The organism is Arthrobacter sp. RCC_34 (genome assembly GCF_041360795.1).
Taxonomy (GTDB): domain Bacteria; phylum Actinomycetota; class Actinomycetes; order Actinomycetales; family Micrococcaceae; genus Arthrobacter_E.
This window is the reverse complement of the sequence record NZ_JBFUPW010000002.1, coordinates 377,117-389,473: the sequence shown is the minus strand read 5'-3', so window position 1 is coordinate 389,473 and position 12,357 is coordinate 377,117. Positions and strand designations below refer to the sequence as shown.

Below are 12,357 nucleotides of genomic sequence, written 5' to 3'. Positions count from 1 at the left end.
CTCGTCCGGCTCGCTCGTCCGAATCGGTCCCGCCCCGGGCCTGAATACGCTATCAGGGGTGTGAGTCCGCTACCAGATGTAGCGGACTCACACCCCCGATAGCGAACTCGACAGGCGGGCCCGCCCACGTGACGCCGGGGTTCAGAGACCGCGGTGGTAGTACGGGTCGAGGGTCTCGGGCGCGACGCCGAGGAGCTGCGCGGTGTGTTCCACCACGACGTCGTGCACCAGATCCGGCAGCTGCTCCTTGACCGGGCAGTTCTGTTCCACCACGCGCCGGTACACGGTCACGCGGGGCGCCAGATCGCCGCGTGCCGGGGTGCTGAGACCCAGGGGAGCGGGCAGACCACTGGCCAGCAGTTCCTCCAGCCCCGGCGGGATCTCCTCCACGGCGAAGAGGACGCCGTCCAGGAGATGGCCCTGCAGATCGTGGAGCCGCTGCGCGGTGTCCAGCACCAGATCGTCGAAGCGCTCCGCACGGTTGCGGTGTCCGGGGAGCGTCGGCAGGATCATGTCCCCGCGCTGGCCGCGTCCGTGGCGGTTCCTGCGGCGGTGCCGGAAGTCACGGCCGGCCGCCGTTTCCTCCTTCGTCTCCGGGAAGGAGAACGTCGCCGAGGGTTCGTTGGGTCCGGACTGCATAGATCGACTCTAGACCCGCTCCCGCCCTTGCGACGAAAACGGGCTGCCAGACGGTAATCTGGTGCGTTGTGGGTGCCATGAGGATGTGTTCGCGTTCGGCCTGCCGTGAGTCCGCGGTGGCCACTTTGACGTACGTGTACGCGGATTCGACCGCCGTCCTGGGGCCTCTGGCCGTCTATCCCGAGCCCCACAGCTACGACCTCTGCGTGCACCATGCGGACCGGCTGACCGTGCCCCGCGGCTGGGAGGTCCTGCGGATCGCCCTGCCCGCGTCCGCCGAAGCGGAGCGCCGGGTCACCCGCCCGGAGAGCGATGAGCTCTCCGCCCTGGCCGACGCCGTGCGGGAAGAGCGCCAGGCCGCCGGTGACGACGCCGAACCCGCCACCGGGATCCCGCAGCGCCTCCGCCCGCCGCTCCTCGAACCTCCCGTCGGCGCCGAAGGCACGCGCCGCGGCCATCTGCGGGCCCTGCGCGAACCCTGACGGTTCCGTCGCGAGCCGGCGACGGCGGTAGGCTGGAAGGTGGTCACGCCGCCCCGGCCTTCCGGGGCCCGATGTTTGGAGCCTTCCATGCCTTCGCTGAGCCCAGAACTGCTGAGCATCCTCCGCTGCCCCGAGACCGGCGCGCCCCTGCACCAGGAAGGCGACGAGCTCGTCGCCGGCACGGGGGAGTCCGCCGTCCGTTATCCCGTGGAGGACGGCATCCCGCTGCTGCTGCCCGCCTCCCTGCGTGACGCCTCCCGCACCGCCAACTGAGCCCCGGCCCCACACCAGATCGGAAACCAGAGCAACATGACGTTCGATTACAAGATCGCTGACATCTCCCTGGCCGAGGCGGGACGCCACCAGATCCGCCTGGCCGAGCACGAGATGCCGGGCCTCATGGCGCTGCGCGCAGAGTTCGGCGAGAGCCAGCCGCTCAAGGGCGCCCGGATCGCCGGATCGCTGCACATGACCGTGCAGACCGCCGTGCTGATCGAGACCCTCACGGCGCTCGGCGCCGAGGTCCGCTGGGCCTCCTGCAACATCTTCTCCACCCAGGACGAGGCCGCGGCCGCCATCGTCGTCGGCCAGGGCACTCCCGAAGACCCGCAGGGCGTCCCGGTCTTCGCCTGGAAGGGCGAGACCCTCGAGGAGTACTGGTGGACCGCCGAGCAGATCCTGAGCTGGCCCGGCGCGGACCAGAACCCTGAGCTCGGCCCGAACATGATCCTCGACGACGGCGGCGACGCCACCCTGCTGCTGCACAAGGGCGTCGAGTTCGAGGCCGCCGGCGCCGTGCCGGGCGCCACCGAGGAGGACCCGGAGGAGTACCGGATCATCCTGGACGTGCTCCGCGCGAATCTGGCGGCCGATCCTCAGAAGTGGACCCGGATCGCCTCCCGCATCCAGGGCGTCACCGAGGAGACCACCACGGGCGTGCACCGCCTGTACCAGCTGGCCGAGCAGGGCCGCCTCCTGTTCCCGGCCATCAACGTCAACGACTCGGTCACCAAGAGCAAGTTCGACAACAAGTACGGCATCCGTCACTCCCTGCCGGACGGTATCAACCGCGCCACCGACGTGCTGATGGGCGGCAAGGTCGCCGTCGTCTGCGGCTACGGCGACGTCGGCAAGGGCGCCGCGGAGGCGCTGCGCGGGCAGGGCTCCCGCGTGATCGTGACGGAGATCGACCCGATCTGCGCCCTGCAGGCCGCCATGGACGGGTACCAGGTCGCACGGCTGGAGAACGTCCTCTCCGAGGGCGACATCTTCATCACTACGACGGGCAACAAGGACGTCATCATGGCCTCGGACATGGCTGCCATGAAGAACAAGGCGATCGTGGGCAACATCGGCCACTTCGACAATGAGATCGACATGGCCGGCCTGGCGAAGGTCCCGGGCGTCAAGCGCGTGGAGATCAAGCCCCAGGTGCACGAGTGGGTCTTCGACGAGGGCACCGAGAAGGAGCGCTCCATCATCGTCCTCTCCGAGGGCCGCCTGCTGAACCTGGGCAACGCCACGGGTCACCCGTCGTTCGTGATGAGCAACTCCTTCAGCAACCAGACCATCGCCCAGATCGAGCTCTGGACCAAGCACGAGCAGGAGGGCGAGGAGAAGGAGTACCAGAACCAGGTCTACGTCCTGCCCAAGATCCTGGACGAGAAGGTCGCGCGTCTCCACCTGGACGCTCTCGGCGTCGAGCTCACCGAACTGTCCAAGGAACAGGCCGAATACCTGGATGTGGACGTGGCCGGCCCGTACAAGGCCGACCACTACCGCTACTGAGCGCTGAACCGCAGTACCGCTGAAGCCTGAACCCGGCGCCGCCGAAGTGCCGGGTTCAGGCTTTTCCCTGGTGGCCGGGGATAAAATGGCCTCAACTGATTTGCCACGAAGAGCAGGGCGCTGTGCCGGGGTTCAGCCCCGGCACAGCCCGTTGAGGGAACACCATGAAACCGAGCACCCGCAAGAGCCGGGCCGTCAAGATCGTCGCGCTGTCCGCAGCCGGGGCCGTCATCGTCCTCGGCGGGATCGGCGCCGCCACGGCTCCGCAGTGGCTGGGTGCCGTGAACACCACCTCACCTGCCGGGTCCTCCCAGGCCCCAACCACCCAGGCCCCGCCGGCCAAGCCCGTGCAGCTCACCGTCGCGCCCCTCAACGGCGCCAAGGAAGTGAACCCGGTGACGGCGCCTGTCGTGAAGGCCGTCAACGGCACCGTGAAGGACGTCCGTCTGGCTCCCGCGAAGGGCGCCGCCGTCGAGGGTGAGTACGACGCCGGGAACGCCCAGTGGAAGGCCACCGGGAAACTGGCGTTCAACACCACCTACACCCTCAGCTACACCGCGGTGGACGAGGCGGGCGGGGAAACCCAGCGCACCAGCAGCTTCACCACCGTGCTCACCAAGAACGAGGCCAACACGACGCTCGTGGTGGGCACCCTGGGCGATCAGATCGGTGCGGGCCAGCCCATCCAGCTGACGTTCTCCGAACCGGTCCTGGACGCCAACAAGGCCGGTGTTGAGAAGGCTGTCAAGGTCACCTCCAGCGCCGGTCAGAAAGTCAAGTGGCACTGGTACTCGGACACCATGGCCCGGATCCGCCCGGAGTCGTACTGGAAGTCCGGCAGCACCGTGACCCTGGACCAGCAGCTCTTCGGCGTGCCGTTCGGCAACGGCCAGATCGGCAGCTTCAGCAAGACGACCACGTTCAAGGTCGGTCCGCAGCGCGTGGCCGTCATGGACGGCGCCGCGCACACCATGCGCGTCTACCAGGACGGCCAGCTCGTGTACTCGGCGGATGCCGGCATGGGCGGACCCGAGATGCCCTCGCCATCCGGTTCCGCCATCATCCTGGAGCAGCAGCGCGTCTCCCACTTCCGGGCGGAGAGCATCGGCCTCAAGCCGGGCGACCCGCTCTACTACGCTCCGACCGACGTGAACTACGCGAACCGCCTCACTTGGAGCGGCGTGTACGTCCACGAGACCCTGCCGGGGGGCACCCAGTTCATCGGCAACACCAACATCTCCCACGGCTGCGTCGGCCTGCTGCCGAAGGACGCCGCCTGGTTCTTCGAACACATGAAGCCGGGTGACGTGGTGCAGTTCAAGAACACCGCCGGGCCGCCCATCCGTGCGGACGAAGGTTTCGGCGACTGGAACATCCCCTGGGCCCAGTACGGCAACGCCTGAGCGGTGCGGAGGAACCGCGGGAGAGGCGGACCGCGCGGCTCATGAGACCGTGCGGATAACGCTCCGGCAACAATCCGGCGGTTGATCCGGGACCACGCCGCGCATTTCCGTCCGGCTGTCGGTGTTGACGGGTACTGTCACAGGGAGAACCGAATGCCCGTTGCAGCCTGGCGCCAGGCCGGACGAGAAGTGGATGACCGTGAGCGACAAGAAGCCCAATGACCCGGCGTGGGACAGCCCCCACGATTCCGACGAACCCGCATTCGAATGGATGAAGGGCTCGACGGCGGCGGATGCCTCCGAGGGCGACGCCCGCCAGGAGACGGAGAAGACCGCCCCCGGAACGCAGCCTGATGGCGCCGGGGAGGCAGAGACCTCCTCCTCGGACGGCCTCAAGGAACCCGCCCCCTGGGACCCGGAGGCCAGTGCGGCCCGCTCCGCCGGAACCCCTGCCCCGGACGCCCGCGAAGGCTCCGAGCCGTCCAGTGCTCCGGAGGACACCCCGGTCGTGGCGGAAAGCCTGTCCGCGCCCGCCGCATCGGACGCCGCCCGCCCGACCATCCTGGGCGACTCTGCCCGCACGGAGGCGTTCGGCACCGCGAGCCCCGAGCCCGTCACGCCGGAGCCTGTCACGCCTGAGCCTGTCACGCCGGACGCTGATGCCAGTGAGCCTGTGACTGCTGAGCCGGCGACTTCCGAGCCGGCAGCGCCGGAGGCCGAGATGGCCGGCGACGAGTCCGCAGCCCGCGCCGCGGACGAGGACAAGGCAACTGCCGGAGCCCCGGCCACCGTGATCCAGGAACGCCTTCCCACGAGCGCGCTCACGGTGCGCGCCCCCGATGAGGAGGTGCAGAAGCGCCAGGCCGCCCGCGACGCCGCGCTGGCCGCGAAGCCTGTGGGCCCGCGCGTCGTGAAGATCCTGAGCGCGATCTTCCTGCCGCTCCTGCTCGTGATCGCCGCCGTCCGCGTGGTGGCCACTCCGCTGTTCCTCTGGATCGAGTACTTCCGGCCCGGCTTCCCGGGCGACGGCTACGGCTTCAGCCAGGAGGACCGGCTCACGTACGGCTCGTACGCCGTGGATTACCTGAGCAACTTCGCCGGGCCGAGGTACCTCGGTGACCTGGTGACGGCCAGCGGCACCAAGCTGTTCCGCGACCCCGAGATCTCCCACATGGCCGACGTCAAGATGGTCACCATGAGCACGTGGGGTGTGGGCGCCCTGCTCGCGGTGCTGGCCCTCGTGGCCATCTGGTACCTGGGACGCCGCCGCGACGGCTCGCTGCGGCACGCCTTCTTCGCCGCCTCCGTGGTGACGCTCGTGATCATCGTGGCGCTCGGCGTCGTCGGCTTCCTGGGCTGGGACAGCTTCTTCACCGGCTTCCACGAGATCTTCTTCGCCAACGGGACCTGGACCTTCACGCTGCAGGACACGCTGATCCGCCTGTTCCCGGGGCAGTTCTGGATCGACTCGGCCGTCACCATCGCCGGTCTGGTGTTCCTCACGGCCCTGATTACGCTCATCTGCACCTGGCCCACCAAGCGCCGCCGCGAAGCCCGCAAGGCCGTCATCGCGGGCCGCCTGGCCGCTCAGCAGGCCGCCGTCGCGGGGGAGTGATCCCGGCGCCCGGCTCGGGGCGACCCGGCTGACACGGAAAAGCCCGCCCCCGGTGAGGGGCGGGCTTTTCCGTGTCCGGGGAGCGGGTCCCGGAGGGTGAGGCCCAGCGGGCCTCAGCCGTTCAGTCGCCCAGCCGTTCAGCCGCGGTAGAGCTGGTCGATCTGCGGGGCGAAGTCGGTCACGACGGCGTTGCGGCGCAGCTTGAGCGACGGCGTCAGGTGGCCCGAATCCACGGACAGTTCCGCGTCCAGGATGGCGAACTTGCGGATGCTCTCCGCCTTGGAGACCTGGGTGTTGGCCTGATCCACGGACCGCTGCAGGGAGTCGAGGACCTCGGGAAGCCGGGCTGCCTCCGCCGGGGTCAGGCCCGGGCGGGAGTGCTGCCGGCCCCACGCCTCGACGGCTTCGGGGTCGAGCCCGATGAGCGCGGAGACGAACGGCCGGCCCTCGCCGAGCACCACCACGTGCTCCACGAGCGGGTTCTGGCGGATGGTCTCCTCGAGCGGTTCCGGGGCCACGTTCTTGCCGCCCGCCGTCACGATCAGGTCCTTCTTCCGGCCCGTGATGGTCAGGAAGCCGTCCTGGTCGAGCGTGCCCAGATCACCGGTGGCGAACCAGCCGTCCACGAACGCGTCGAAGTCGGCCTGCGGGTTGTTGTGGTAGCCCTTGAAGACGCCGATGCCCTTGATCAGGACCTCGCCGTCGTCCGCGATCCGGATCGACGTGCCGGGGACAGGGCGCCCCACAGTGCCCAGCCGGTTCTGGCCCGGTCGGTTCACGGCCGCCGGAGCCGTCGTCTCGGTCAGGCCGTAGCCTTCCAAGATCGGCACACCGGCTCCAAGGAAGAATTCCGATTCGTGCCGGTTCAGTGCGCTGGCCCCGGAGACGGTGTGCGTGATGTGGCCGCCGAAGGCCGCCCGGACCCGGGGATAGAGCAGCCGGTCGAAGAGGAGGTGCCGCAGCCGCAGGACCAGCCCGGGGGCGTCCCCGAGGCCTTGCTCGTGCCGCTGGGTGGCCTGGGCGTACTCGACGGCGGTGCTGTAGGCACGGGCGAACAGCTTCCCCTTGCCGGACTCCTCCGCCTTCTGCTGGGCGCCCGCCACGACCTTCTCGAAGATGCGGGGCACGGCCAGCAGGAATGTGGGCTTGAGGGTCTGCATGTCCGCCATGAGCTCCGAGGCGGAGCTGCTGTGGCCCACCAGGATCCCGGCATGGAGACAGATGACCTGCACGGCGCGGGCCAGGACGTGGGCGAGCGGCAGGAACATGAGCGTGCGGGCGTCCGGGACCAGGGTGAACGCCCCGAGCGCCGGGACGATGTTCTCCGCCACGAGGGCGAAGTTGGCGTGGCTGATCTCGCAGCCCTTCGGCTTGCCCGTGGTGCCGGAGGTGTAGACGACCGAGGCGGTGTCGGCCAGGGATGCGAAGGTGCGGTGTCGCTCGAGCTCCGCCTCGGTGACCCCGGCGCCGGCGTTCGCGACGCTGACCATGTTCGGCACGGCGCCGCCGTCGTCCATCCGGATGACCTGGAGGGGAGCACTGCCCAGCAGCTCCGAGCCCTCGGCCACCGCGGTGACGAGATCCGCCTTCGCCGCGTCCTCGACGAACACCCGGCGGGCTCCGGAGTCCTCCAGGATCCACTCGATCTGGCTGGCGGAGGACGTCTCGTAGATCGGCACCGTGACACCGCCGGCGTACCAGATGGCGAAGTCCGCGAGGGTCCACTCGAAACGTGTGCGGCTCATGACGGCCACCGGGTCGCCGGGCTGCAGACCGCCCGCGATCAGGCCCTTGGCGAGGGCCTTCACCCGGGTGAGGAACCCCTCGGCCGTGAGCAGGTCCCAGCCGGGCAGGGCGCCGGGCGCTCCGGTTCCGGCGGTCGCTGCGGACGACGACGGCGCGCGCAGGGCGTAGACGGGACGGTCCGGCGTCGCGGTGGCGCGGGCCAGCAGGACGTCCGTGACGTTCGACGCCGGGTCGAGCTCGGAGAGCAGCGGCTCGGTGTACTCGGTGATGGTGCTCATGACGGGGGTTCCAGTTCCTGTCGTCTCGGATCCGGGTCAGATCCAGGAAGGCATCCACATGCGCAGACGCCAGTCGTTGTAGCTGATGGTCTCGGCGGTCCAGATGGGGTAGAAGAACGCGGAGAGCAGGAGCACCGCCGCGAGGAAGCACGCCACCACCAGGAAGCCCGAGCGGCGCCGCCACGGTGGATCCCCCTGCCGGCCGAGGATGAGGCCCAGGGCGTAGCAGAGCCCGAGGATCAGGAAGGGCTCGAAGGAGACGGCGTAGAAGAAGAACGTGGTCCGTTCCGGATACATGAACCAGGGGAGATACCCTCCGGCCATGCCCGCCAGGATGGCCCCGGCGCGCCAGTCGCGGCGACCTGCCCAGTAGAAGAGGACCACCAGCAGGGCGATCGTGGCGCCCCACCAGATGAGGGGGTTGCCGACGCTCAGAATGGCGTCGGAGCACTTCTCCTGGGCACTCGGACCGCATTGCGGTGACTGGTAGTAGAAGGAGGTGGGGCGGCCCAGGACCAGCCAGGTCCAGGCGCTCGCCTTGTACGGGTGGTCCGAGCTGAGGCCCTGGTGGAAGGTGTAGGCCTGGACGTGGAAATCCCAGAGGGAGCGGAGCGCAGGCGGAAGCCACTGCACGCCCTTGCCCGGGTTCTGTTCGGCCCAGTGGCGGTTGTAGGCGTCGTTGCTGAGGAACCAGCCGGTCCAGGTGGAGAGGTAGACCACCGTGGCGGTGCCCAGAAAGAGGAAGAACGCGGGCACGCCGTCCCGGACGATCCCGGCCACGGCCCAGTTCCGGATCCCGGCAACGCGCCGGGCGTTCATGTCCCACAACACCATGAGCAGGCCGAACACGGCCACGAAGAAGAGCCCGGACCACTTGATGCCGACGGCGGCGCCCATGGAGGCGGAGGCGGCCAGGCGCCACCAGCGGAAGCCGAGACCCGGGCCCCAGCGGAGCGCGGCCTCGGACGGGACGCCGTCCGGCGACGCGGCGGCGAGGGCGGACAGCCGGGTGGCGAGCCGCCGTCGTCCGTCGCTGCGGTCCAGAAGCAGGAACGCGAAGGCGAGCAGCACCCAGAACTCGATGAAGATGTCCAGGATGCCGATCCGCGACATGACCAGATGGGTGCCGTCCACCGCCAGCAGCAGGCCCGCGATGGCGCCGAGGGTGACGGAGTTGAAGAGTTTCTGGGCCACGAGCGCCAGGATGAGGATGGACAGCGTGCCCACGACGGCGGAGGAGAAGCGCCAGCCGAAGGTGTCGCCCTGGCCGAAGAGGTCCATGCCCCAGGCGATCATCCACTTGCCGAGCGGCGGATGGACCACGTATTCGCCGGTGTCGAGGATCTGGCTCGGGTCGCCCTGGTTGAAGGCGGCGTTCGCGTCCTTGGCCCAGTTGCGTTCGAAGCCGGACTGCAGGAGCGAGTACGCGTCCTTGACGTAGTAGGTCTCGTCGAAGACCAGTGACCGCGGCTCACCCAGCCGGACGAACCGCAGCACGCCGCCGAGGACGGCGGTCAGGAGGGGTCCGAGCCAGAACCAGAGGCGCAGGGTGGGGGTGAAGTCGCGCCAGGACTGGACGGGGCCCAGCAGCCGTTCCAGGAGACTTTCCCGGGTGTAGGCCACCTTCGGGTCCAGGACCCAGGAGGCCTTGCCCTGCGCGAGGCGGCGTTTCCGGACCGTCGCAGGGATTCCGCCGTGCCGGGGTCCCCCCGGGGACGCATCAGCCGGGGAAGCACTGGCGGTGCCGCCGTCCAGCGCGGCCTCTTCGGTCTGGGTCACGTAGTCATGCTACCGGGCGGTGCGTCTGGGGATAGGCTTGTCGCCATGGCTGAGCGAGTGGTGCAGGGTGAAGGGCGTGTGGTCCTCGCGGCCACGCCGATCGGCAACCTCGGGGACGCCTCGCCCCGGCTGCGGGAACTCCTGGAGACCGCGGACGTGATCGCGGCCGAAGACACCCGGCGCCTGCACCGCCTCGTTCAGGGGCTCGGCGTGACGGTCTCCGGCCGTGTCATCAGCTACCACGAGCACAACGAGCGCGAACGCGCCGAGGAACTCCTGGAGTTCGTCGCGGAGGGGCAGACCATCCTGGTGGTGTCCGACGCCGGCATGCCCGCGGTCTCGGATCCCGGTTTCCGCCTGGTCTCTGCCGCCGTCGACGCCGGGGTGCTGGTCACCGCGGTCCCGGGGCCGTCCGCCGTGCTCACCGCCCTCGCCCTGTCCGGTCTGCCCACCGACCGCTTCACCTTCGAAGGTTTCCTGCCCCGCAAGACCGGCGACCGCCTGGGCGCGCTCCGCGAGCTGACTCAGGAGCGCCGCACGATGGTGTTCTTCGAGGCGCCGCACCGGCTCGAGGTCATGCTGACCGCTCTGCGCGAGGTGTTCGGAACGGACCGCCAGGCCGCCGTCTGCCGCGAGCTCACCAAGACCTATGAAGAGGTCATCCGAGGATCGCTCGATGAACTCGTCACCTGGGCCGCGTCGGGCGAGGTCCGCGGTGAGATCGCCGTCGTGGTCGGGGGAGCGGGGGAGCCTGAGCCAAGCCGCCCAGAGGACCACATCGAGGCCGTCTCCGCCCTGACGGCTGAGGGCCTGCGGCTCAAGGAGGCCGTCGCCGTCGTCGCGGAGGCTCAGGGCGTGAGCAAGCGCGAGCTGTACCAGGCGGTCCTCGCCGCACGGAGCTGATCCTCGCCAGTCCGCAGGACTGTGCAGGTGCACAGTGAACCAGGGGATCCCTAGTGCACCCCCGCGTAGACGTGCGTCACAACGCGGCGATAACTTGGCTGGGAAGGGTCTTCCTGGAAGGCCCGCTGACCCCAGTACCCCCAAGCACGAAGGAGTCGCCATGACTTCCGCGATCACCGCCGAGCGCGAGGCAGAGCTGCTCGCCAAGGTCCCCACCGGCCTGTTCATCAACGGTGAGTGGCGTGCAGCCTCCACCGGCAAGACCTTCGACGTCGAGGATCCGGCCACCGGCAAGGTGCTGCTGAGCATCGCCGACGGCACCAGCGAGGACGCCATGGCCGCGCTCGACGCGGCAGACGCCGTGCAGGCCGAATGGGCCCGCACCGCTCCGCGTGAGCGCGCCGAGATCCTGCGCCGCGCCTTCGACCTGGTCACCGAGCGCGCCGATGACTTCGCCCTCCTGATGACCCTCGAAATGGGCAAGCCCTTGGCCGAGGCCCGCGGCGAGGTCACCTACGGCGCCGAGTTCCTGCGCTGGTTCTCCGAGGAGACCGTGCGTGACTACGGCCGTTACCTCACCACTCCCGAGGGCAAGAACAAGATCCTCGTGCAGCGCAAGCCGGTCGGCCCCTGCCTGCTCATCACCCCGTGGAACTTCCCGCTGGCCATGGCCACCCGCAAGATCGCCCCGGCGATCGCCGCAGGCTGCACCATGGTGATCAAGCCCGCCAAGTTCACCCCGCTCACCACGCAGCTCTTCGTGGCCACCCTGGTCGAGGCCGGTGTCCCGGCCGGCGTCGTGAACGTCGTGTCCTCCTCCAGCGCTTCCTCGATCTCCGGCCCGATCATGAAGGACTCCCGCCTCCGCAAGGTGTCCTTCACCGGTTCCACCGCCGTGGGCAAGCGCCTGATCGCCGATGCTGCCAACAATGTGCTCCGCACCTCCATGGAGCTCGGTGGCAACGCCCCGTTCCTGGTCTTCGAGGACGCCGATCTGGACAAGGCCGTCGAGGGCGCCATGGCCGCCAAGATGCGCAACATGGGCGAGGCCTGCACCGCCGCCAACCGCTTCCTGGTCCACGAGTCCGTGGCCGAGGAGTTCACCGCGAAGTTCTCCACCGCCATGGCCGCGCTCAGCACGGGCCGCGGCACCGAATCCGAGACCAACGTCGGACCGCTCATCGACTCCGGCGCCCGTGACGACGTCCACGCTCTGGTGACGGCAGCCGTCGAGGCCGGCGCCACCGTCGCGACCGGCGGCGCACCGGTGGAGGGCGAGGGCTACTTCTACGCCCCCACCGTCCTCTCCAACGTCCCGAACGACGCCGACATCCTCCGCAGCGAGATCTTCGGCCCGGTGGCCCCCGTGACCACCTTCTCCTCCGAGGAGCAGGCCATCAAGCTGGCCAACGCGAGCGAGTACGGCCTGGCCTCGTACGTCTACACCCGCGACTACGCGCGGATGTTCCGTGTGGCCGAGCAGATCGAGTTCGGCATGGTCGGCTTCAACGCCGGTGTCATCTCGAACGCCGCCGCTCCGTTCGGTGGCGTGAAGCAGTCCGGTCTGGGCCGTGAAGGCGGCGCCGAGGGTATCGCCGAATACACCACCACCCAGTACATCGGCATCGCCGACCCGTACGCCAACTGATCCACGGCGCCGCCGCCTTCTCGCAACCGACGGCAGTGCCCCTGGTCCCCTGAGGGACCGCCACGGCGCCCGTCCG

At 69.3% G+C, this 12,357-nt stretch carries 10 protein-coding genes; 7 read left to right on the top strand and 3 right to left on the bottom strand.

Features of this window, described 5'->3' with window-relative positions; translation table 11 throughout:
* Positions 1 to 141: 141 nt before the first annotated feature.
* A complete protein-coding gene (locus AB6732_RS10465; RefSeq protein ID WP_370959901.1) occupies positions 142 to 639 on the bottom strand; it encodes a metallopeptidase family protein in 498 nt (165 codons plus the stop codon).
* A gap of 68 nt (positions 640 to 707) precedes the next feature.
* Between AB6732_RS10465 and AB6732_RS10460 the strand changes: the two genes are divergently transcribed.
* From AB6732_RS10460 to AB6732_RS10440, 5 genes are all read left to right on the top strand, one after another.
* Positions 708 to 1,121 (top strand): DUF3499 domain-containing protein, encoded by a 414-nt coding sequence (locus tag AB6732_RS10460; protein ID WP_370959900.1) that lies wholly within the window; start codon positions 708 to 710, stop codon positions 1,119 to 1,121.
* Positions 1,122 to 1,208: 87 nt separating this feature from the next.
* Complete coding sequence (locus AB6732_RS10455) at positions 1,209 to 1,394, top strand: Trm112 family protein (RefSeq protein WP_066214594.1); 186 nt, start codon at positions 1,209 to 1,211, stop codon at positions 1,392 to 1,394.
* A 36-nt stretch (positions 1,395 to 1,430) separates the two neighbouring features.
* Positions 1,431 to 2,909, top strand: coding sequence for an adenosylhomocysteinase (ahcY, locus tag AB6732_RS10450; protein ID WP_370959899.1), 1,479 nt, complete (start codon positions 1,431 to 1,433; stop codon positions 2,907 to 2,909).
* Between the two features lie 164 nt (positions 2,910 to 3,073).
* Positions 3,074 to 4,312: an Ig-like domain-containing protein gene (locus AB6732_RS10445; protein WP_370959898.1), complete on the top strand. Its 1,239-nt coding sequence runs from the start codon at positions 3,074 to 3,076 to the stop codon at positions 4,310 to 4,312.
* 199 nt (positions 4,313 to 4,511) lie between these two features.
* Positions 4,512 to 5,927, top strand: coding sequence for a TIGR01906 family membrane protein (locus AB6732_RS10440; protein WP_370959897.1), 1,416 nt, complete (start codon positions 4,512 to 4,514; stop codon positions 5,925 to 5,927).
* A gap of 137 nt (positions 5,928 to 6,064) precedes the next feature.
* On the opposite strand, the gene AB6732_RS10435 is transcribed toward AB6732_RS10440, so the two are convergent.
* Together AB6732_RS10435 and AB6732_RS10430 are read right to left on the bottom strand one after the other, a co-directional pair.
* Positions 6,065 to 7,942, bottom strand: coding sequence for a long-chain fatty acid--CoA ligase (locus AB6732_RS10435; RefSeq protein ID WP_370960120.1), 1,878 nt, complete (start codon positions 7,940 to 7,942; stop codon positions 6,065 to 6,067).
* 45 nt (positions 7,943 to 7,987) lie between these two features.
* Positions 7,988 to 9,730 (bottom strand): dolichyl-phosphate-mannose--protein mannosyltransferase, encoded by a 1,743-nt coding sequence (locus AB6732_RS10430; protein WP_370959896.1) that lies wholly within the window; start codon positions 9,728 to 9,730, stop codon positions 7,988 to 7,990.
* Positions 9,731 to 9,775: 45 nt separating this feature from the next.
* On the opposite strand from AB6732_RS10430, the gene rsmI reads away from it, so the two are divergent.
* Positions 9,776 to 10,633 carry a 16S rRNA (cytidine(1402)-2'-O)-methyltransferase gene (gene rsmI / locus AB6732_RS10425; protein ID WP_370959895.1) on the top strand — a complete coding sequence of 286 codons (858 nt, stop codon included), beginning with the start codon at positions 9,776 to 9,778 and terminating at the stop codon, positions 10,631 to 10,633.
* A 160-nt stretch (positions 10,634 to 10,793) separates the two neighbouring features.
* Positions 10,794 to 12,281 (top strand): NAD-dependent succinate-semialdehyde dehydrogenase, encoded by a 1,488-nt coding sequence (locus tag AB6732_RS10420; protein ID WP_370959894.1) that lies wholly within the window; start codon positions 10,794 to 10,796, stop codon positions 12,279 to 12,281.
* Positions 12,282 to 12,357 lie beyond the last annotated feature (76 nt).